General features: G+C 70.2%; 18 protein-coding genes. 7 read left to right on the forward strand and 11 right to left on the reverse strand.

The genetic code is table 11. The features are described 5' to 3' along the window. The 5 genes from ACIQD7_RS00005 to ACIQD7_RS00025 all read right to left on the reverse strand — a co-directional run. The coding region (locus ACIQD7_RS00005) for a 4Fe-4S dicluster domain-containing protein (protein ID WP_402437783.1) at positions 1-1,171 on the reverse strand (1,171 nt) is incomplete at its 3' end. Positions 1,172-1,256: 85 nt separating this feature from the next. After that, positions 1,257-2,219, reverse strand: coding sequence for an electron transfer flavoprotein subunit alpha/FixB family protein (locus tag ACIQD7_RS00010; protein WP_121832093.1), 963 nt, complete (start codon positions 2,217-2,219; stop codon positions 1,257-1,259). A 53-nt stretch (positions 2,220-2,272) separates the two neighbouring features. Then, positions 2,273-3,055 carry an electron transfer flavoprotein subunit beta/FixA family protein gene (locus ACIQD7_RS00015; RefSeq protein ID WP_402437788.1) on the reverse strand — a complete coding sequence of 261 codons (783 nt, stop codon included), beginning with the start codon at positions 3,053-3,055 and terminating at the stop codon, positions 2,273-2,275. A 69-nt stretch (positions 3,056-3,124) separates the two neighbouring features. Further along, entirely contained in the window at positions 3,125-4,291 is a 1,167-nt protein-coding gene (locus ACIQD7_RS00020; protein WP_402437791.1) for an acyl-CoA dehydrogenase family protein, read from the reverse strand. A gap of 65 nt (positions 4,292-4,356) precedes the next feature. Then, complete coding sequence (locus tag ACIQD7_RS00025) at positions 4,357-5,541, reverse strand: CaiB/BaiF CoA transferase family protein (protein WP_402437794.1); 1,185 nt, start codon at positions 5,539-5,541, stop codon at positions 4,357-4,359. 274 nt (positions 5,542-5,815) lie between these two features. On the opposite strand from ACIQD7_RS00025, the gene ACIQD7_RS00030 reads away from it, so the two are divergent. From ACIQD7_RS00030 to ACIQD7_RS00040, 3 genes are all read left to right on the forward strand, one after another. Continuing rightward, complete coding sequence (locus ACIQD7_RS00030) at positions 5,816-6,763, forward strand: LysR family transcriptional regulator (protein WP_402437797.1); 948 nt, start codon at positions 5,816-5,818, stop codon at positions 6,761-6,763. A 138-nt stretch (positions 6,764-6,901) separates the two neighbouring features. Then, positions 6,902-7,771 carry a hypothetical protein gene (locus ACIQD7_RS00035; RefSeq protein ID WP_402437800.1) on the forward strand — a complete coding sequence of 290 codons (870 nt, stop codon included), beginning with the start codon at positions 6,902-6,904 and terminating at the stop codon, positions 7,769-7,771. After that, complete coding sequence (locus ACIQD7_RS00040; RefSeq protein ID WP_402437803.1) at positions 7,768-8,580, forward strand: HpcH/HpaI aldolase/citrate lyase family protein; 813 nt, start codon at positions 7,768-7,770, stop codon at positions 8,578-8,580. The genes ACIQD7_RS00035 and ACIQD7_RS00040 overlap by 4 nt, the downstream gene beginning before the upstream one ends. A gap of 160 nt (positions 8,581-8,740) precedes the next feature. Here ACIQD7_RS00040 and ACIQD7_RS00045 read toward each other — a convergent pair whose 3' ends face one another. The 6 genes from ACIQD7_RS00045 to ACIQD7_RS00070 all read right to left on the reverse strand — a co-directional run bounded on the left by ACIQD7_RS00045 (position 8,741) and on the right by ACIQD7_RS00070 (position 16,029). Continuing rightward, a complete protein-coding gene (locus ACIQD7_RS00045; protein ID WP_062759840.1) occupies positions 8,741-9,724 on the reverse strand; it encodes a TIGR03557 family F420-dependent LLM class oxidoreductase in 984 nt (327 codons plus the stop codon). Between the two features lie 178 nt (positions 9,725-9,902). Next, entirely contained in the window at positions 9,903-11,096 is a 1,194-nt protein-coding gene (locus ACIQD7_RS00050; RefSeq protein ID WP_402437807.1) for a CoA transferase, read from the reverse strand. A 62-nt stretch (positions 11,097-11,158) separates the two neighbouring features. Beyond that, the gene (locus ACIQD7_RS00055) at positions 11,159-12,283 is read right to left on the reverse strand and encodes a CaiB/BaiF CoA transferase family protein (protein WP_402437810.1); all 1,125 of its coding nucleotides are present in this window, start codon (positions 12,281-12,283) and stop codon (positions 11,159-11,161) included. 132 nt (positions 12,284-12,415) lie between these two features. Then, positions 12,416-13,579, reverse strand: a complete 1,164-nt coding sequence (locus ACIQD7_RS00060) for an acyl-CoA dehydrogenase family protein (protein WP_402437812.1) — start codon at positions 13,577-13,579, stop codon at positions 12,416-12,418. Continuing rightward, complete coding sequence (locus ACIQD7_RS00065; RefSeq protein ID WP_402437815.1) at positions 13,579-15,525, reverse strand: AMP-binding protein; 1,947 nt, start codon at positions 15,523-15,525, stop codon at positions 13,579-13,581. The genes ACIQD7_RS00060 and ACIQD7_RS00065 overlap by 1 nt, the downstream gene beginning before the upstream one ends. Before the next feature lie 27 nt (positions 15,526-15,552). Then, the gene (locus tag ACIQD7_RS00070) at positions 15,553-16,029 is read right to left on the reverse strand and encodes a MaoC family dehydratase (RefSeq protein WP_152371236.1); all 477 of its coding nucleotides are present in this window, start codon (positions 16,027-16,029) and stop codon (positions 15,553-15,555) included. Between the two features lie 122 nt (positions 16,030-16,151). Between ACIQD7_RS00070 and ACIQD7_RS00075 the strand changes: the two genes are divergently transcribed. The 4 genes from ACIQD7_RS00075 (at position 16,152) to ACIQD7_RS00090 (ending at position 21,704) form a co-directional block, all read left to right on the forward strand. Further along, on the forward strand, positions 16,152-16,859 hold the full coding sequence (locus ACIQD7_RS00075; protein ID WP_402437819.1) for a GntR family transcriptional regulator: 708 nt from the start codon (positions 16,152-16,154) through the stop codon (positions 16,857-16,859). Positions 16,860-17,121: 262 nt separating this feature from the next. After that, positions 17,122-18,555, forward strand: a complete 1,434-nt coding sequence (locus ACIQD7_RS00080; protein ID WP_402437822.1) for a helix-turn-helix domain-containing protein — start codon at positions 17,122-17,124, stop codon at positions 18,553-18,555. 244 nt (positions 18,556-18,799) lie between these two features. Then, positions 18,800-20,191 carry a condensation domain-containing protein gene (locus tag ACIQD7_RS00085; protein ID WP_402437825.1) on the forward strand — a complete coding sequence of 464 codons (1,392 nt, stop codon included), beginning with the start codon at positions 18,800-18,802 and terminating at the stop codon, positions 20,189-20,191. A 94-nt stretch (positions 20,192-20,285) separates the two neighbouring features. Beyond that, positions 20,286-21,704, forward strand: coding sequence for a condensation domain-containing protein (locus ACIQD7_RS00090; protein WP_402437828.1), 1,419 nt, complete (start codon positions 20,286-20,288; stop codon positions 21,702-21,704). The last annotated feature ends 128 nt before the right edge of the window (positions 21,705-21,832 follow it).

Consider the following 21,832-nt stretch of genomic DNA (forward strand, 5'->3'; position numbering starts at 1 on the left):
CGATGTGCTCGATGTCGACCGGGCACTGCTCGACGCAGGCGCCGCAGGTGGTGCAGGACCACAGGACGTCGGGGTCGATGACGCCGTTCTCCTCGACCGTGCCGATCAGCGGGCGCTGGACCTCCTTCGGTATCTCTTCCCCGGCCAGCAGGTACGGCGCCTTGGCGTGCGCGTGGTCACGCAGCGACATGATCAGGAGCTTGGGGGAGAGGGGCTTGCCGGTGTTCCAGGCGGGGCACTGCGACTGGCAGCGGCCGCACTCGGTGCAGGTGGAGAAGTCCAGCAGGCCCTTCCAGGAGAACTGCTCGACCTGGGAGACGCCGAAGACGGCGTCCTCGGCCGGGTCCTCCCAGTCGATCTCCTTGCCGGCGGTGGTCATCGGCTGGAGCGCGCCGAGGGCGGTGGAGCCGTCGGCCTTGCGCTTGAACCAGATGTTCGGGAAGGCCAGGAAGCGGTGCCAGGCCACACCCATGTTGGTGTTGAGCGACACCGTGATCATCCAGATCATGGTGGTGCTCAGCTTGATCATGGCGAAGAAGTAGACGAGCGTCTGGAGCGTGCCGACGCTCAGGCCCTTGAAGGCCAGGACGAGCGGGTACGAGGCGAAGTACGCGGCCTCGTAGTGCTCGACGTGGTGGATCGCGCCCTCCAGGCCGCGCAGCACGTAGATCGCCAGGCCGATGGTGAGGATGACGTACTCGACGAAGTACGCCTGGCCCGCCTTGGAGCCGGCGAAGCGCGATTTGCGGCCGAGTCGGGAAGGCAGGCTCAGCAGCCGGATGGCCATCAGCGTGGCGATGCCGAGGATCGTCATCGTGCCGATGAACTCGATGTACAGCTCGTACGGCAGGAAGCCGCCGATCACCGGCAGCGTCCAGTCGGCCTGGAACAGCTGGCCGTACGCGGTGACGATCGTCGGCGGCAGGGTCAGGAAGCCGACCGCGACGAACCAGTGGGCGAAGCCGACGATGCCCCAGCGGTTCATGCGCGTGTGGCCGAGGAACTCCCTGACCAGGGTGACGCTGCGCTGGTACGGGTTGTCGGTACGGGTTCCGGCCGGGACGGGCTGGCCGAGCTTGAAGTACCGGACGAACTGGCCGATGGCGCGGGCCAGCAGGGCAACGCCGACCACGGTCAGCGTCAGCGACACAATGATCGCGGCGAGTTGCATGAGCGGAACACCTTCTCACTCGTACGCGCCCGGCCTGCCGGGGTCCAGAGGGACCCGGCAGGCCGGAAGCGCGGGATCGTACGGATCAGCCCTTGCGGGTCTTGACCTCTTCGGTCAGCTGCGGGACGACCTCGAAGAGGTCGCCCACCACGCCGTAGTCGACGAGCTCGAAGATCGGCGCCTCGGCGTCCTTGTTGATCGCGACGATCGTCTTCGAGGTCTGCATTCCCGCGCGGTGCTGGATCGCGCCGGAGATGCCGGACGCGATGTACAGCTGCGGCGAGACCGACTTGCCGGTCTGGCCGACCTGGTTGGCGTGCGGGTACCAGCCGGCGTCCACCGCGGCGCGGGAGGCGCCGACGGCCGCGCCGAGCGAGTCGGCGAGGGCCTCGATGACGGCGAAGTTCTCGGCGCCGTTGACGCCGCGGCCGCCGGAGACCACGATCGCGGCCTCGGTCAGCTCCGGGCGGCCGGTCGACTCGCGCGGGGTGCGCGAGGTGACCTTGGTGCCGGTGGCCAGGGCGCCGAAGGAGACCGACAGGGCCTCGACGGTGCCGGCGGCCGGGGCGGCCTCGACGGGGGCCGAGTTCGGCTTGACCGTGATGACCGGGGTGCCCTTGGAGACGCGGGACTTGGTGGTGAAGGAGGCGGCGAACACGGCCTGCGTCGCCACCGGGCCCTCGTCACCGGCCTCCAGGTCCACGGCGTCGGTGATGACGCCGGAGCCGATGCGGACCGCGAGACGGGCCGCGATCTCCTTGGCCTCGGCCGAGGAGGGGACCAGGACGGCGGCCGGGGAGACCGCTTCGTAGGCGGCCTGGAGGGCGTCGACCTTGGGGACGACGAGGTACTCGGCGAACTCGGGCGCGTCGGCGGTCAGGACCTTGACCGCGCCGTGCTCGGCGAGGGCCGGGGCGGTGTCGGCGGCGCCGTTGCCGAGCGCGACGGCGACCGGGTCGCCGAGGCGGCGGGCGAGCGTCAGCAGCTCCAGGGTGGGCTTGCGGACGGCTCCGTCGACGTGGTCGACGTAGACGAGGATCTCAGCCATGGGGATTCAACTCCTGTAAATGTGGACGGGCTTCTTCTTCGCGAGGCGGCGTCCTAGATGAACTTCTGGCTCGCGAGGAACTCGGCGAGCTGCTTGCCGCCCTCGCCCTCGTCCTTGACGATCGTGCCGGCCGTGCGGGCCGGACGCTCGGCGGCGGAGTCGACCGCGGTCCACGCGCCCTCCAGGCCGACCTCCTCGGCCTCCAGGTCGAGGTCGGAGAGGTCCAGGGACTCCACCGGCTTCTTCTTGGCGGCCATGATGCCCTTGAAGGACGGGTAGCGCGCCTCGCCCGACTGGTCCGTCACGGAGACGACGGCCGGCAGGGAGGCCTCCAGCTGCTCGGAGGCGGCGTCGCCGTCACGACGGCCCTTCACGACGCCGTCCTCGATCGAGACCTCGGAGAGCAGCGTGACCTGCGGGACGCCCAGGCGCTCGGCCAGGATCGCGGGCAGGACGCCCATGACGCCGTCGGTGGAGGCCATGCCGGCGATGACCACGTCGTAACCGGTCTTCTCGATCGCCTTGGCGAGCACCAGCGAGGTGCCCATGACGTCGGAGCCGTGCAGGTCGTCGTCCTCGACGTGGACGGCCTTGTCGGCGCCCATGGACAGCGCCTTGCGCAGCGCGTCCTTGGCGTCCTCGGGGCCGACCGTGAGCACGGTGACCTCGGCGTCGTCCGCCTCTTCCGCGATCTGCAGGGCCTGCTCGACCGCGTACTCGTCGAGCTCCGACAGCAGGCCGTCGACGTCGTCGCGGTCCACCGTCAGGTCATCGGCGAAGTGCCGGTCGCCGGTGGCGTCGGGCACGTACTTCACACAGACAACGATGTTCACCATGGGAGTGCTCCTGTTTCTCCGTACCGGCCCTCGTCCGGGCCGTTTGTCCGTTCTGTGCGCTCGCCGTCGTCAGGCGTCGAGCCCGCCGCGCTTGACCAACTGGGCGGCGATCACGTTCTTCTGGATCTCGTTGGTGCCCTCGCCGACGATCATGAGCGGGGCATCCCGGAAGTAGCGCTCGACGTCGAACTCGGTCGAGTAGCCGTAACCGCCATGGATGCGGACGGCGTTGAGCGCGATCTGCATACCGGCCTCGGAGGCGAACAGCTTGGCCATCCCGGCCTCCATGTCCACGCGCCGGCCGGCCTCGGCCTCGCGGGCGGCGTACAGGGTGAGCTGGCGGGCCGCGGTGAGCTGTGTGGCCATGTCGGCGAGGTAGTGGCCGATGGCCTGGTGCTGCCAGATGGGCTTTCCGAAGGACTCGCGCTCCTGGGCGTAGGCGAGGGAGTCCTCCAGGGCCGCCCGGCCGACACCGAGGGCACGGGCCGCGACCTGGAGGCGGCCGGTCTCCAGGCCCTTCATCATCTGGGCGAAGCCCTTGCCTTCGACGCCGCCGAGGACCGCGTCGGCCGGGGCACGGTAGTCGTCGAAGGCGAGCTCGCAGGTCTCCACGCCCTTGTAGCCCAGCTTGGGCAGGTCACGGGAGACCGTGAGTCCAGGGCCGTGCTCGGCGAGCAGGATCGAGATGCCCTTGTGCCCCGGTGTCGCGTCGGGATCGGTCTTGCACATCAGGGCGATCAGGCCGGCCCGACGGGAGTTGGTGATCCAGGTCTTGGAGCCGTTGACGACGTAGCCGTCGTCGTCCTTGCGGGCGACGGTGCGCATGGCCTGGAGATCGGAGCCGCCGCCCGGTTCGGTGAGGGCCATGGTCGCCCGCATCTCGCCGGTCGCCATCCGGGGCAGGTAGCGGCGCTTCTGTTCCTCGGTGCCGAAGTGCACGAGGAGCTTCGCGACGACGGTGTGGCTTCCCATGGCGCCGGCCAGGCTCATCCATCCGCGGGAGAGCTCCTCGGTGACCAGGACGTAACAGGGCATGGAGACGGGGTTCCCGCCGTACTCCTCGGGGACGGCGAGCCCGTAGATGCCGAGCTTCTTCATCTGCTCGATCAGGGCCTCGGGATAGGTGTTGGCGTGTTCGAGCTCCTGGACGACGGGCTTCACCTCCTTGTCGACGAAGTCGCGCACGGTCTTGACGACGAACTGCTCGTCCTCGGAGAGGGCGTCCAGGGTGCTCACGGTGTACTCCTCGTGGTTCGGGTGGTTCGGTGTCGCGGGGCGGGACCGCACGGGGGTCGGGCGGGTCAGACGACGCCGTCGGCCCGCAGGGCCTCGATCCGGGCCGGCGAGCAGCCCAGTTCGATGAGGACCCGTTCGGTGTGCTCGCCCACGGAGGGCACGGGGTCCATGCGCGGGGCGATTCCCGCCAGGTCAGCCGGTGGACGGAGGGCCGGTACGACGCCGCCGGGGACGGCGACGTCCTGCCAGCGGTCGCGGGCCGCGAGCACGGGGTGCTCGACGAACTCCCGTACGTCGTTGATCCCGGCGTTGGCTATTCCGGCCGCGTCCAGAAGTGCCGTCAGCTCGTCGGCGGTGGAGCGCAGGGAGCGTTCGGCGATGATCGCGTCGAGGGCGTCGCGGTGGGCGACGCGAGCCGGCCCGGTGGCGAACCGGGGGTCGTCGACGAGTCCGGGCCGGTCGAGGACCCGGAAGCAGAACGCCGTCCACTCGCGTTCGTTCTGGACGGAGAGCAGGATCCGCTTCCCGTCGGCGGTGGCGAACGCGCCGTAGGGGGCGATGGTCGCGTGCCCGGTGCCGACCCGCGGGGGCTGGACTCCTCCGTGACGGGTGTAGTGGGCGGGCTGGCTCATCCACTCCGCGAGGGCTTCGAAGAGGGAGACCTCGACCGCGCGTGCGACGCCGGTGGTGGCCCGTGCGTAGAGGGCGGTGAGGATGCCGGAGTAGGCGTACGTCCCGGCGGCGATGTCGGCGATCGACACTCCGGTCCGCGCGGTCTCCTCGGGGGTTCCGGTCAGCGAGACGAGGCCGGTCTGGCACTGGACGAGCAGGTCGTAAGCCTTGCGGTCGGCCCAGGGACCGGTGGAGCCGTAGCCGGTGACGGTGCACGGGATCAGCGACGGGTGCCGGCGCGTGAGCGCGTCCGCGTCGAGGTCCAGGCGGGCCGCCGCGCCGGGAGCGAGGTTCTGCACGAAGACGTCGGCGCGGGCGAGGAGTTCTTCCAGGAGTTCCCGTCCGGCGGACGTCTTGAGGTCGAGAGTCACCGACTCCTTGGAGCGGTTGAGCCAGACGAAGTAGCTGGACTGGCCGTGCACGGTGGTGTCGTAGCGGCGGGCGAAGTCGCCCTCGCCGGGGCGCTCCACCTTGATCACCCTGGCTCCGAGGTCGGCGAGCTGGCGGGTGGCGAAGGGAGCCGCCACCGCCTGTTCGACGCTGACGACGGTGACGCCGGAGAGGGGGAGCGCGGTCATGGTTCGACCTCCTGGGACGTGCGTGGTGCGGGAGGGGGCGGGTCGTCGGTGGACCTCCCGAAGGGGCCACGCGAGGTCCACCGACGCCGAGGACGAGTGCGGGCGTCCTCGGGCCGCCCATGCGTCCCTGCGGAGCGGACACATGCCGGGAACCCTCATTCCGGCAGCAGATCCATCATGAATGGTCATGGGACATCGCGTGAAATACTGTTTTCTGATGGCTCCATACGCGCTGCGGATGGTGCGGGGCGATGGCCGAGGACGGCGGAGACACATGGACCTCAAACAGCTCAGAGCGCTCGTCACGGTGGCCGAGGCGGGGAGCGTGACACGCGCGGCAGAGCTGCTCCATCTGGTCCAGCCGGCGGTCACCCGGCAGATCCGGACGCTGGAGCAGGAGCTCGGCGTCACCCTGTTCGAGCGCACCAGGCAGGGCATGCAGCCCACCGCCGCCGGTACGACGATGGTGGAGCGGGCCCGCCGGGCGCTGAACGAGCTGGAACGCGCCCGCGCGGAGATCCGGCCGGCGGCGGGCGTGGTCACGGGCATCGTGACGGTGGGGCTGCTCGACAGCGCGACCGGTCTGCTCGCCGAACCGCTGGCCTCCGCCGTCCTGCGCGATCATCCCGGGATCGATCTGCGGTTGCTCACCGCGTACTCCGGCCATCTCCAGCAGTGGCTGGACGACGGCGACCTGGATCTGACGCTGTTGTACAACCTCGCCAGCACTCCGTCGCTCAACGCCGAACCGCTGGTGCGTGAGCGGCTGTGGGCGGTCGCGCCGGCCTCGGCCGGATTGCGGGCGGACCGGCCGGTGCCGTTGCGCGAGGCGGTCGCCCATCCGTTGGTCGTGCCCGCTCCGGGACACGGGCTGCGCTCCGTGATCGACACGGCCGCGACACAGGCCCGCGTGGAGATGAACCTGGTCGTGCAGACCAACTCGATGCACGTGCAGAAGCAGCTGGTGCGTGCCGGTCACGGCTGGACGATCCTCCCGGGCGTCGGGATCGCGGAGGACGTCGCCGACGGCTCCCTGAGCGCGGCCCCGCTGTGCGATCCCGAGGTGTGGCGCTCGATCGTGCTCGGCACTCCGAGAGCGGGTCGCGTCTCCCCCGCGACACGGGCGGTGGCCTCGGAACTGACCGACAGGATCCGTTCGGCCGTGCGCGAGGGCCGGTGGCCGTCCGCCGAGCTGCAGGACAGGGCCGTGAAGGACGTCTGACGTCCTACGACGGCGGGCATGGGGACCGCCGGGTCCCGCCATGTCCCTCCGACATGTTCCCATCACAGTTTTCTATTATCTGTCGACAGCTATCAGTGAGCATGATGTGCCTTTCGAGCAAGTCGTTGAGGAGAGGCCATGCAGATCACGCCCGGCAGGCTGGGCCCGTACGTGGAATCCTGGCGCCCCGAAGCCGTCACCGACGAGGACGTCCTGTCCCCCGCTCCGGTCGCCGCGCTCTCGGCGGTCCTCGACCGGCCGGAGCCGGTCGCCGTGACCGGCGACCCCCTTCCTCCGCTCTGGCACTGGCTGTACTTCCTCCGGTGGCCCGCGCAGCGGGACCTCGGTTCCGACGGGCATCCGCTGAACGGCCGTTTCCTCCCTCCGATCCCCGACCGTCAGCGGATGTTCGCCGGTGGTCGCTGCTCGGTGAACCGACCGCTGATCGTCGGCGAGCCGGCCCGGCGCGTCAGCAGCCTGGGCCCGGTGACGACCAAGCGGGGCTCCAGCGGGGAACTGCTCTTCGTGACCGTGCGCACCGAGTACCTCCAGCGGGACACGACGTGCCTGGTGGAGGAACAGGACCTCGTCTACCGGTCGGGGCGGAGCGCCGCACAGCACCCCGCGGAGCTCGACACGGCCACGGCTGCGCAGTCGGATGAGGCCTGGCGGATCCCGCTGGAGACGGATCCCAGGATGCTCTTCCGGTTCAGCGCGCTGACCGCGAACGCGCACCGCATCCACTACGACGCGCCGTATGCCACCGGTGAGGAGGGCTTCCCCGGTCTCGTCGTCCACGGTCCCCTCCTGGTGCTCGCGATGCTGGAACTGGTACGCCGGGGCTCCCCCGACCGGCTCGTCCGCTCGCTGTCCTACCGGCTGCGACGCCCCGCGTTCGTGGGTGAGCGCCTGCTCGCGTCGGGAACGCCCGAGGCACAGGGATCCGCCCTCCGCATCGCGAGCCATCGCGAGGAGCGCCACGCCACGGCGGAGGTGACGTTCGCGTGAGCCGTCCACTGACCGCAGGCCGCCTGCAGGCGGCCCGCAGCTTCCTGTTCGTGCCCGGGGACCGGCCGGACCGGTTCGACAAGGCCGTCGCCACCGGAGCGGACGTGGTGATCCTCGACCTGGAGGACGCGGTCGCCGCCCCGGACAAAGACCGGGCGCGCGAACACGTGGCCGCCTGGCTGGGCGCGGGGAACAGCGCCGTGGTCCGGATCAACGCGCCGGGCACGCCGTGGTGCGACGACGACCTGGCCGTGGCGACCGGCTTCGGAGCGCCGGTGATGGTCCCGAAGTCCGATGACCCGGCCGTGCTCGCGGACGTCGCCCGCCGTACCGCCGGAAAGTCCTTCCTGATCCCGCTGGTGGAGACCGCGGCGGGGATCGAGCGGGCCGTGGAGGTCTGTTCCACCGGCGGCGCGGTACGGGTCGCCCTCGGCAACGTCGACCTCGCCGGGCAGCTCGGGATCGCCCACGACGACCACGTGGCGCTGACGTACGCCCGCTCCCGGCTGGTCTCGGCGTCCGCGGCGGTCGGCCTGTGCGCCCCGATCGACGGGGTCACGACCGCGGTGAAGGACCTCGCCGCCCTGGCCGCCGACGTCGCGCACGCGCGCCGACTCGGCTTCACGGGGAAGCTGTGCATCCACCCCGGGCAGGTCGCCGTCGTGGCGGAGCGGTTCGCACCGACCGAGAGCGAGCGGGAGTGGGCCCGGTCCGTGGTGGCCGCAGGCGACTCGGTGACGGTGGTGGACGGACACATGGTCGACAAGCCGGTCCTAGAACGCGCCCGCCGGATCCTCTGCTCGGACTGACCGGCCCCACACTGACGGTCCGTTCCACCGGTCCCGGGGCCGGTGGAACGGATCGTCGCACTGAGCGTGTCCCGTCATGGGGGCCGGAGCCGTCGCAACGCGATCCGCCCCGGAGGCGCGGCACGCGGAGCGGCCGGTGTCTCCGGGGCGGACCGCCGGGTCATCGGCCCGTGGCCGCCTCACGAAGGGCGGGAAGCAGCTCGGTCTCCGCGAACCGGAAGAAGCCCTGCGGATCCTTGTCCACACCGATCTGGGAGATCGCCACGTCGGTGAAGCCGGCTTCCCAGAACGTCCTCGCTGCGGCGACGATCGGCTCCACTGCGGCACCGCAAGGGATGCCGCCGGCAACGTCGTCGGGCTGTACGCCCCGGGCGGCCGCGGCGAAAGCGGCCGGGCTGCGCAGTTCGGTATTGAGCTTCCAGCCGCCGGCGAACCAGCGCATCTTCTCCCACGCCCGCTGGACGGCGGCGTCGCGGTCGGTGTCCCATGCGACCGCGATCTGGCCGATCTTGCGCTGCCCGGTTTCGCGTGCGACCGAGTCCCACTCGGGACAGAACCACGCTTTGGGCTCGATGGCGATCATCGCATCGGAGGCAGGTGCAAAACGGTGGATGGACCGTTCTCCGGAGATCGCGGTGGCGATCGGCACTCGCCGCTGCGGCAGGTCCCACAGTTTCGCCGAGTCGACCTGGTAGTGCTTCCCCGTGAAGTTGACCAGGTCGCCGTCGAGAAGTGACCGGATGATCTCCAAAGCCTCCGACAGCATCTCGTGCCGTACCGTGACCGACGGCCAGCCGGCCCCGACCACGTGCTCGTTGAGGTTCTCGCCGGACCCCAGGCCGAGGGTGAACCGGTCGCCGGAGAGCAGTCCGACGGTAGCCGCCTTCTGCGCCACCACCGCCGGGTGGTAACGCATGATCGGCGCGGTGACGTAGGTCATCAACTCGACGCGTTCGGTGGCCTGCGTGATCGCTCCCAGCACGCTCCACGCATAGGCCGCATGCCCCTGCTCCTTGAGCCACGGGGAATAGTGGTCACTGATCAGTTCGAAGTCGAAACCTGCACGCTCCGCCGCCGCAGAATGCGCGACGAGTTCCCGCGGGCCGGATTGCTCGGTCATCAACATGTACCCGAATTTAACCATGCACATATACTGGCACATTCACACTCGGAATAAACACCGAACACGCTGCATATTGAATCACAATTCATTTGAGGTGAATACGCCTGGTCGGCCCCCATGAAAATTTCGGGACCAGCTGCGAAACGTCACTCGGCGAACTGAAAATTGGGCTCGCTTTCCTTGCGGAGCGCCGACCGGATCAGCGATCGGCGGAGCTCTCGGCCTTTCCTGCAGAGGGCAGGAACTCCGCGTCGTGCTGGCCGACCATGGGGGCGGGCAGCGGGTCCAGGCGTCCGCCGTCGACCACGATGGGCGACTTCGGTGCGAGGTGGGGCCCCACGCCGGGCTGGTCGACGACGGCGAACAGGTCGCTCTTGCGCAGCTCGGCACCGCCGTCGCGACCGAGTTCCGCGAAACTCCGGTACCGCTCCCAGAGGATGCGGTGCTCGTCGAGGAGCCGTGCCGCCTCGGTGTACGGCGTGGCGGCGAACCAGCGCGAGAGCAGGGTCGAGATGAGTTCACGGTGCTCGTAGCGCTGCGACTCGCCGGAGAAGTCGATTCCGAGGGATTCGGCGAGACCGTCGAAGGCGGCGGTGAGGCCGGTCGCGGCGAGGAGCTTGGTCCAGTGGCGCCCGGTGAGGATCACGACCATCACTCGCACGCCGTCCGCCGTCGTGAAGTCCCGGCCGTACGTGCCGAAGACGTCGTTCCCCGACTTCTCGCGGTCGTGAGTGGTGACCTGCGCCTCGGCGAGGTAGCCGAGGTTCCCGGCGGTGGCGAGCGCGACCTCGTCGAGCGCGACCCGGATCCGCCGCCCACGGCCGGTGCGCAGGCGCTCCCGTTCGGCGGCAAGGAGCCCGACAGCCAGGTAGAGACCCGCCGCGATGTCCCAGGCGGGAAGCACCTGGTTGACCGGGGCCGCGCTCTCGGCGGGGCCGGTGACGAGGGGGAACCCGGTGGCGGCCTGGACGGTGTAGTCGACCCCGGCACCACCGTCGGCACGCCCCTGGAGCAGAACGTGGATGACGTCCGGGCGCCGGACGCTGAGTTCCTCGTAGCCGAGTTCCGGGTAGCGGTCGGTGTTGCTGACCACCACGCACGGGTCGCCCCCGACGATCAGATCGGCCACCCGCCGACGGCCCTCCGCGGACGCCATGTCGACGGCGACGGCACGCTTCCCCTTGTTCAGCCCCGACCAGTAGAGGCTGGTGCCGGAGTCCGCCAGCGGCCACCTGGTGCGGTCGGCCGCGCCCCCGAGGGGCTCGACCCTGAGGACGTCGGCCCCGAGCTGGGCAAGGGTGAGACCGCACAGCGGGGTGGCGACGTAGCTCGAGATCTCCACGACCCTGAGCCCTGCCAGCAGGGCGTGGGGTTCTCCGGAGGACAGTGACATGCCGATTCCTTCTGTATGTGTCGGGGGAACGCCGAGGCGGATCGCGACGGCCGCCGCCTCTGTCAGCTCCGCCCGGGGTTCCAGTAACGGATCACCTGGCGGACGTCGAGCCGTTCGGCGCTCGGCGCCGAGGGGCGGCGCCCGGGCGTCCGGCTGAAACGAGGAGCGGGCGCGGGATGGAGGGCGTCCCCGACGTGCTGGAACATCCGGCGCCCCGCGTTGTGCGGGTCGCCCGCGGCCTCGTCGAACGTCAGGACCGGTGTGACGCACGCGTCGGTGCCGGCATAGACCTGCGCCCACTCCGCCCGCGTCCTGGACGCCAGCGCACGGCCGATCAGTTCGCGCAGTCGCGGCCAGCCGCTCCGGTCCTCCTGGTCCGGCCAGCCGGAAACGTCCACGCCCAGGCGTGAGACGAACTCCCGGTAGAAGTCCGGCTCCAGCGCTCCCACCGCGACGTAGCCGCCGTCCTTGCACCGGTAGGTGTCGTAGAACGGCGCTCCGGAGTCGAGGTAGTTCGTGCCCGGTACGTCGTCGTAGAGGCCGGCGGCACGCAGCCCCTGGATCTTGGCGGTCAGCAGGGCCACGCCGTCGATCATGGCGGCGTCCAGGACCTGCCCGTGTCCCGAGGTCCGCGCCTCCAGGACGGCGCACACGATGCCGAACGCGGCCATCGTGCCGCCACCCGCGTAGTCGCCAAGCAGGTTGAGGGGTGGCCGGGGAGCCTCTCCTTCGCGGGCCATGGCGTGCAACGCCCCTGATTGGGCCACGTAGTTGATGTCGTGACCGGCCGTCCGCGCCAGCGGCCCGTCCTGCCCGTAACCGGTGAGGCGGGCGTAGACGACGGTGGGGTTCCGCTTCGTCACGACCTCCGGTCCGAGGCCCAACCGCTCGGCCACGCCGGGGCGGTAACCCTCGACGAAGACGTCGGCGGCCTCCACCAGGCGGAGGACCGACTCCACTCCCTCAGGGTCCTTGAGGTCGACGGCGACGGTGTCGACACCCCGGTTCCCCAGGTCGTGCTCCTCGCGCAGGCCGTCGGTCTGGCTCAGGGCGCGGGAGGACCGGTTCGCCGGGCGTGCCACCCGGACGACATGTGCTCCCATGTCGGCCAGGAGCATGCCGGCGAAGGGGACCGGCCCCATGCCGGCGAGCGTGACCACCCGCACGCCTTCCAGCGGGCCGCTCATGCGGGACCACCGGTGACGAGACCGTCTCTCCCGCCTCCTCGCGGACCGTCGTTCCGTACGCGGATCAGCACATCGCGCATGTCTTCCTCGTGTTCTCTCGTCGCCTGGGGTCCGGTGTGCCGGCCTCCGGCCCTAGTAGGCCCTGGGGAGGCCGAGCGCCTTGGTGGAGATGTAGTTGAGGACCATCTCCTGGGAGAACGGGGCGTTGGGCAGCAGGCGCGCCTCCCGCCACAGCCGCTCGACGTGGTACTCCTTGGCGTACGCGAAGCCGCCGTGGGTCTGCATCGCGCGGTCGCACGCCTGGAATCCGGCCTCGGCGCCCAGGAACTTGGCGGCGGCGGCCTCCTTGCCGCAGTTCTGCTCGGCGTCGAAGAGCCGGGCGGCGTTCATGCAGACGAGTTCGGCCGCCTCCAGGCGGATCCAGGAGTCGGCCAGCGGGTGGGCGACGGCCTGGTTCTTGCCGATCGGCCGGTTGAAGACGACCCGCTCGTTGGCGTAGTTGCCGGCCAGGTCGAGGGCGGCGCGGCCGAGGCCGATGCCCTCCATGCCGACCACGATGCGCTCGGGGTTGAGGCCGTCGATCAGGTAGCGGAAGCCCTGGCCGACCTCGCCGACGACCTCGTCGTCGGCGACCTCGAGGTTGTCGATGAACAGCTCGTTGGAGTCGATCGCGGCACGGCCGAGCTTGTCGATCTCGCGGACGGTGATCCTGGACCGGTCGAGGTCGGTGAAGAACAGGGTCATGCCGTCCAGCGGCTTGTTCTCGTCGCGCGGCGAGGTGCGGGCGAGGAGCAGGATCTTGTGGGCGTTCTGCGCGTTGGTGATCCAGACCTTCTGTCCGTTGACCACCCAGCCGCCTTCGATCTTCTCGGCCTTCGTCCGGATGCGGGAGGTGTCCACTCCGGCCGTGGGTTCGGTGACGCCGAAGGCCATGAGGATCTCGCCCTTGGCGAGCTTGGGGAGGAACTCGCGCTTCATCGCCTCGGAGCCGTACCGCAGGATGGGGGCGGGCGGGAAGACGTAGAAGTGGATGGCCGAGCCGCCGCTCATGCCGGCACCGGACTCCGCGATCTCCGTCATCATGACGGCCGACTCCGCGAGGCCGAGGCCGAGGCCTCCGTACTCCTCCGGGATCATCGCGCCGAGCCAGCCGCCGTCGGCGAACGCCCTGACGAACTCCCAGGGGTACTCGTGCTTCTTGTCCTTCTCCCGCCAGTACTCCAGGTCGAAGCGGCGGGCCAGGTCACGCACGGACTTGCGGATCAGTTCCAGGTCGCTGGGTTCGGTCACGGCCATCACTTGTCTCCTTCGTACACGGGAATGTCGGTGAGGGGGGTCATGGGGTCGAGCGACGACATGTCGCCCGGCGGGCCCCCGAGGTGGCGGGCGCGGATGGCGCGGCGCATGATCTTGCCGTTCTTGGTCTTCGGCAGCGTCGCCACGACGTACAGGGTCGGAGCGAAGGAGCGGCCGACGTTGTGCGTCGCGGTGGCCGCGAGGGCCTCCTGATCGATGTCGCGGTCGCCGACTACCACGAACGCCACCACGCGCTGGCCGCGCTGCGGGTCCGGAACGCCGATGACGGCGGCCTCGACGATCCGGCGGTCCTTGAGGATGGCGGCTTCGAGTTCGGCCGGGCCGACGCGGCGTCCGGACACCTTGATGGTGTCGTCGGAGCGACCGTGGATCCGCCAGGTGCCGTCGGCGTCCACGGCGGCGAGGTCGCCGTGGACCCAGACGCCGTCCCAGCGGTTCCAGTACGTCTCCAGGTAGCGCTCGCGGTCCTGCCAGAAGGCATGGGTCATGCCCGGGAAGGTGTTGAGCACGGCCAGTTCGCCGATCTCGCCCACAGTGGGCTTGCCGTCCTCGTCGAGCACGGCGACGTCGATGCCGGGGAGCGGGCCGTTGAACGAGGCCGCCTCCATGGGAAGGAAGGGATAGCTGTTGAGGAGGCCGCCGCCGACTTCGGTGCCGCCGCTGTAGTTGACGATCGGCCGCCGGGACTCGCCGACGGTTCCGAACAGCCAGTGCCAGGTCGGCTCGTCCCAGGCCTCGCCGGTGGAGACGAAGGCGCGCAGGGTGGAGAGGTCGCCGAAGGTGTCGTCGCCAGCCGCCATGACCGCGCGGATCGCCGTGGGGGCGACTCCCTGCACGGTGACGCCGTTGCGGTCGATGATCTCCCACAGCCTTTTCGGGGTGGGGTGGTTAGGCACGCCCTCGGTGAAGACGACGGTGGCGCCCAGCTGCAGACCGCCCATGATCAGCAGGGGGCCGACCAGCCAGCCCATGTCGCTGATCCAGGCGATGACGTCCTCGCTGTGCACGTCGAATCCGTAGCCGAAGTCCGAAGCGGCCTTGACCGCCAGGCCCGCGTGGGAGTGGACGATGCCCTTGGGGGCGCCGGTGGTGCCCGACGTGTAGACGATGGTCAGCGGGTCGTTGGGGTCGGTGGCGACCGTGTCGACCGGGGCCGGGTTCGGATCGAGCTCGTCCCAGTAGAAGTCCCGCCCGTCCTCCATCTCGACGCCGTCGGCGAGGTGGCGGACCACCACGGTGTGCCGGACGGAGGGCGCGGACGCCAGTGCCTCGTCGGCGGTCCGCTTCAGCGGCACACGCTTGCCGCGGCGGGTGGTGCCGTCGGCGGTGACCAGGAGCACCGCCTCCGAGTCTCTCAGTCGGGTGGCAAGCGCTTCCGAGCCGTAGCCCGTGAAGGCGGGGACGGAGACGGCTCCGATCATCGCGCAGGCCAGGAAGGCCACCGTGGCCTCGGGGACGACCGGCAGGAAGAGGACGACCCGGTCCCCGCGCGTCACACCGAGGGCGGTGAGGTGGGCCGCGAACCGCCGCACGTCGGAGTCGAGCTGGGAGTAGGTCAGACTGCGCCGCTGCCCCCCGTCGCCCTCGTAGACCACGGCGGTCTTCCCGGCGAGGGGCCCTGTCGTGTGGCGGTGGGCGCACACCTCCGCCGCGTTGAGGACTCCGCCGGTGAACCAGCGCGGGAACGGCTTGCCCTCGCTGTCGTCACGGACCCGCTCGAACGGTTTCGTGAAGGTGATGCCGAGGTCCTCGACGGCGGCGCGCCAGAACCACTCGGGGTCGTCGACCGACGCCCGGTGCAGGTTCTCGATCGTGTCGTGGCCCCAGCGCCGCATGGCCCTCAGCAGGCGGCTGCGTTCGCGTTCGGCCTCTCCGGGCACCCATACCGGGGCGTTCGGCGAACCGAACGGACTCGTGTTTCCCATACCGACTCCTCTCCGCGCGCCGCGCTCTCAGGAGTCCGCCGTCGCCTTGTCGGCCACCGGTCGCTTCATCATCAGACCGACCCGGACCGCGTCGCAGACGATCTCGTCGCGCTGGTTGATGCCGAGGTGGCGGAAGGTGACGATGCCGGAGTCGTCGCGGCTCTTGGACTCGCGCGTGGCGACGATCTCGGTGCGGACGTGGATCGTGTCTCCGTGGAAGACGGGCTTCGGAAACTTGATCTCCTGGAAGCCGAGGTTGCCCAGGGTGGTGCCCTGGGTGGTTTCCGGGACCGTGATGCCGGAGACGAGCCCCAGGATGAAGAGGCTGTTGACGAGGCGCTGGCCGTGGATGCTGTTCTTGCTGTACTCGGCGTCCAGGTGCAGGGGAGCCAGGTTCAGCGTGAGGGTGCTGAAGAGGACGTTGTCGGTCTCGGTGACCGTCCGCCGGTTGACGTGCTCGATGACGGCACCGGGTTCGAACTCCTCGAAGTAGAGGCCGGCCATGGGAGGTCCTTTCGCTGTGCTTACCTGGCAATGCGAAGATACAAAATATATTATGCACAAGCAAGGGTGGTGGTGGGCTTCACAGGGACGCCGGACGATCACCCGGGAAGGACGGCAGGACCATGACGACCGACCGCACGACCCCGGGGCGGCTCCGGCCTCCCGGACGCCGCCCCCTCCCTGCGGAGGTGGCGGGCCACGTGCGCGAACTGATCGTCTCGGGAGCGGTGCAGCCGGGTGAGTTCCTACGCGTCGAACGCGTCGCCGAGTCCGTCGGCGTCAGCAGTACGCCGGCCCGTGAAGGGCTGCTCATCCTGAGCAGCGAAGGCCTCGTCAGACTCGTCCCCCACCGGGGGTTCGTGGTCTCGCCGTTCACCCGCCAAGACGTTCGGGACCTGTTCTGGGCCCAGGCTCGACTCTCCGCGCGGCTGGCCGCCCGCGCGGCGCAGCGGATCCCGCCGACGGGAATCGCCCGACTGGAAGCCATGCTCGACGCGTACCAGCAAGCCGTCGACGCCGGCGCGGCGGACCGCGTGGCCGACCTGGGACACGCCTTCCATCGCGAGATCAACCTGGCGGCGGACTCGCACCGGCTCGCCCTTCTGCTCGGCTCCGTCGTCAAGCACTTCCCCAACCGCTTCTACGCGGCGATCGAGGGCCAGGTCGCCGCCACCCGGACCGAGCACCCGCTGCTCCTGGACGCCCTTCGGCGACGACAGGCGCACCGGGCGGGCGCCCTGATGGAACGCCACATCCTGGCCGGCGCCGATCGCCTCGTCGAAGTCCTCGAGGGGCGGGGGGTCTGGCGCGACGAGGAAGACCCCACTTGATCGCGCGAGGGCCTCCGGCTGCCCACGCGGCCGACGAAGGCTCACAACCACTTTCCTGGTATATTTTATTTCTTACTTGTTCCCGGCAGATGGCCGGGCGGAAACGCGGGGTGGCGGTGGACAGATGCGGCCGAAGATCAAACCCTCATGGACTCATTCGCGGTTACGCGGACACGCCGCCGCGGAGCCTCCGCCGTCCGAGCACGCTCCGGCCGTCCTCGACGGCCCCCTGATCCGTGCCGCGCGTCCGGTTCTCGAACAGGTGGGGCGCGAACTGGACGGCGCTCCGGCGATCCTCGTCCTCGGTGACGCGTCGGCCTCCGTCGTCGACATCCAGTATGCGGACCGGGACGTCGGCCGGATGATGCGGGACATAGGAATCTCGGTGGGCACCCGGGTCGGCGAGGACCGCCTGGGGACCAATGCCCTGGCCACTCCTGCGGCGACCGGGCGCGACGTGCTCCTGCGCGGACACGAGCACTCCGTAGCCGCCTTCAGCTCGTTCGTCTGCTACGGGCACCCCGTGGTCCACCCGGTGACGCGCCGTCTCGAAGGCGTCTTCAGCATCAGCTACCGCACGGAGAACGAGCACCCCCTCCTACGCCCCTTGGGCCGGCGTGTGGCACGGGACATCCAGGACCGGCTACGCCTCGACACGGACCACGCGCGACAACGCCTCCTCTCCGCCTTCCAGGCGGCGACGCGCCGTCGCGCCCACGCGGTCATGGCGATCGGCCAGGGGCTGGTCCTCTCCACTCCCCCGGCTCTCGATCTCCTCCACCCCGCGGACCAGTCGGCCGTCCGCGCCTGGGCCGAGACGACGGGGCCGCCCACCGAGACGGTTCGGCGACTGACCCTGACCTCGGGCCGAGCGGTGCTGCTGCGGTGCACCCGACCGGACGGAACCGACGGGATGCTGATTCACATCGCACCCGACCAGGACGCGCCGCGCGGCGACACCGTCCGCACCATCGGCGCGGCCCGGCCACTGCTCATCGTCGGCGAACCGGGAAGCGGCCGCACCACGGAAGCACGACGGGCCGCCGGGGCCGGTGCCGACACGCTCGACGCGTCCGACGTCGTCGACCAGGACGAACAGGCCTGGGCCAGGGCCGCGGAGAGGCTGCTCGAATCCCCGGGGCCGGCGGTCGTCGTGGAGAACCTTCCGTACCTGACCGAACACCTGGTGGCGCTACTCGCGCGTTTCCTGCGCGGCACGCCGCGGGACGTCGTGCTCACCACCACACCGGGCGACCACCTGGAGACCACGCACGCGCCGCTCGTGGCGGTCTGCGCCGCACGCCGCGACCTGGTGCCCCTCCGGCACCGCCGGCACGAGATCGCCCCACTCACGGCAAGGATGCTCGCCGACATCGTCGGCGCAGGCCGGGTTCGACTCACCAACGAGACCGTGCGCATTCTGACCGAACAGCCCTGGCACGGAAATCTCACCGAATTGAACGAGGTCGTCCAGGTGCTCGCCGATATCCGTTCCGTCGGTGACATCACTCCCTCGGACCTGCCGTTCTCGCACCGTAACGCCCCCTCGGTCTCCTCTCCGTTCCACAAGGCGGAGCGCGAGATCATCCTGGCCGCGATCGAGGCCGCCGGCGGGAACAAGCTCCAGGCCGCGCGCGCCCTCGGCGTTAGCCGTTCCACGCTCTACAACAGGATGCGGGCGCTCCACATCTACTGACAGGAATTTCCGGCCCAACGCCGTAAATCACCCTGCTGCACAGTGCGCTGATTCCGCGTGCCCGCTTTCCATTTCCTGATGAGCCGAGAAAGGCGTGTCCAATTCTCTGGACACACTCACCCGGAAATCCTTTCTACCGTGGACCCGTGCATTGACGCGCTCACGCCACTGAGTCCTGGTGGCGAGGCCGGTTCAGGCTTGCGAAATCCCCCACCAGGTACCGCCCGAGCAGTGAGGCAGGTCCATGAAGTTCATCGACATGTGGGACCTCGACATCCGTCCCGGACAGTTGACGACATGGCGACCCAAGACCGACTCCCTCCGCACGGCCGACTGGATCCCCGACGGCCGGCCCGCCTCGTACCTCCAGGAAGCTCATCTCCACGGCGCCCTGCGCACCGCGGCCGAGGGCCGCCGCGGCCCTTCCTGGCTGGCCACCACCTTCGAACTGCCCGGCCCGCTCGACCCGGACGCCCTCCGGGCCGCTCTCCTCGACTGGGTCGACCGCCACGAGACGCTCCGCAGCCGGCTGCGCCCCGTCGTCGACGGGGCGGGCGTCACCCGGATCGATCGCGCCACCCTGCCGCCCGGTGAGATCGACCTCGTCCGGGACGACTTCGGCACCTTCGCCGACTCGGGTGCCCTGCGCGCCCGGATCGAGAACGTGCTCGACGAGGACACCGATCCGCTGGTCTGGCCCTCGTTCGTCTTCCTCACAGTGGAGCACGGCGACTCGACCACCGTGTGCGTCGGCCTCGACCACCTGAACGCCGACGGCTACTCGGTCCTGCTGATCGCCTACGAGGTGGTCCAGCTGTATCGGGCGGCCGTGGAGGAGTCCGACCCCGGCCTCACACCGGCGGGCAGCTACCTGGACTTCACGGGCCCCGAACGGGAGGCCGTCGATCTGCTGCACGACGGACACCATGTCGTACGCGGATGGCGGGAGTTCGTCGCGGAGGGTGGCGGACGGCTGCCCGAGTTCCCCACGCCGGTCACCGACGGGCCGGACCGGCCGGCGACGGCACAGAACGGCGGCCTGGACTGGCTGCTCGACGCCGCCCAGGCACGGGCCCTCGACGTGGTCTGCAAGCAGAAGGGCGGGGACCTCTTCTCCGGCATCCTCGCATGTCTGGCCATGACCGCCCGGAACCGTTACGGCCAGGAGCGGTTCCGCACCCTGGTCCCCGTCCACACGCGTGCCCAGCGGCGCTACCTCCGCTCGCTGGGCTGGTACGTGGGCATCGCGCCGGTCAGCCTCCCCGTGCACACCGAGGACGGCTTCGCGCAGGTGATGAAGGAGGCCGGGGAAGCCCTGCGGATCGCCCGACCGCTCGCCGACGCCCCCCTGGGCCTGCTCGGCGAGTTGCTGGGGCATCCGCTCGAACCGCGGTTCATGGTCTCGTACATGGACGCCCGCTGGGTCCCGGGGGCCCGGCGGTGGACCGACTGGAACGCGCGGGCGCTGCGCAGCCGCCGGTTCGACGCCCACGAGGTCTACCTCTGGGTCGTGCGCAGCCACGAGGGCGTCTACCTCAGCTTCCGCTTCCCCGACTCGGAGCTCGGCCGGACGGTCGTTCCCGCCTATCTGGAAGAGGCCCGCCGCCTGGTCCGCCTGGTCGCCGCGGGGTTGTGAGGGCCCCTCCCTCACCACCAGCCCACGTCCCGCCCCCCACGAGCCGTCCCGGCACGTCCCCGCCGGGACGGCGACGGAAAGGATCCCCGAACCCATGCTGATGACGTTCCTGAGCGACTACCACCCCCGGCCCGGCACGCTGGTCGAACTGCGGGTGCCGGACCATGTGATCGGGAGGGCGAAGCACGCTCCGGTGCACCCCGCGCCCCCCTCCCCCGTCCAGGAGAACCACCTCCGGCGCCGCCTCGCCAACCTGGCGGCGGGCCGTCCCCAGGCGCCGTGGGTGGGGCTCGCCTTCGACGTGCCCGGCCGGGCGGACGCCGACGCGCTGGCCGCCGCGCTGAGAAAATGGGTGCTGCGCCACGAGACGGTGCTCACCTGGTTCTCGGCCGAGCCGGACACGACCGGCGGCACCGGCGGGGTGGCCCTCGTACGGCACAAGGTCGCCGCGGAGGACGTGGACGTCCGGCCGGTGGCGGTCGGCGACTTCGGTTCCGGCGACGCGATCAGGGAGCACCTGGCCGAGCAGTTCCACGAGAACACCGATCCTCTGGCCTGGCCGCCGTTCACCGCGGGCGTGATCCTGCGCGAAACCTCCTCCACGGTCTATTTCGCCGTCGACCACGCCCACAGCGACGCCTACTCCGTCGTCCTCGTCTTCCACGAGCTGCGGTCGCTCTACCAGGCGGAGCTCGACGGCGGCGAGGCCGTCCTGTCCGAGGCGGGCAGCTACCTCGACGCCGGCGCCGAGGAGCGCGAGCGGGCCGCCGCCCTCCAGGCGGACTCCCCCGAGGTGCAGAGCTGGATCACCTTCCTCCTCTCCGGCCCGATGCCGTCGTTCCCGCTCGAACTCGGTGTGCCGACGGGCGAGTCGCGCCCCAGCCGCTCCTTCGACCTCGACCTGCTGACCGGTGCCGAGGCCGACGCGTTCGCCAAGGTGTGCCGGGGTCACGGGGCCGGTTTCTCGGCCGGCGTGATGGCCGTGCTGGGCCTTCTCCACCGCGAGCTGGCCGGCCGCACCGAGTATCGCGGACTCTCCGTGGTGCACACCCGCAACGAACCCCGCTGGCACGCCGCCCAGGGCTGGTTCATCAACCTGGTGCCGGTGTCCTTCCCGCTCGTCCGAGAGGGGCGGGACCTGACGCGGGCCGAGGTCCTGGACGTGGCCGGCACCGCCTTCCGCTCCGCCTGCAAGCTGGCACGGGTCTCCCCGCTGCGGGTCGCCGAGCTGGCCGGGATCCCCCTGCAGGGCGACGACTCCTCGGTGCTGCCGATCGTCTCGTACATCGACGGCAGGCTCGTCCCCGGCTCCCGCGACTGGGACTCCGCCGACTGCAACGGCCTGTACGACTCCAGTCCGACCAACGAGGTCCTGATGTGGGTGAACCGGCGCTGGGACCGTACGTACGTCAAGGTCACGCATCCGGACACCCCGGAGGCCGAAGCCAACGTGCCGTACTTCTACGAGCGCTTCAGGCAGCTGGTCCGGGAGATCTCCCGCGGGGACGAATGACCCGGCGGCCGCCGAGCGGGAACCGAACGAACGAGGAGCCACCATGGCACCTTTGAGTCATATTTTATATAGTGCATTCTCATCAGGTCCTCGGCGTCGCCGTCGCAGCGGACCCCAGGGCTCGCGCG

The sequence above is a fragment of the Streptomyces sp. NPDC093071 genome (assembly GCF_044754545.1).
GTDB lineage: Bacteria > Actinomycetota > Actinomycetes > Streptomycetales > Streptomycetaceae > Streptomyces.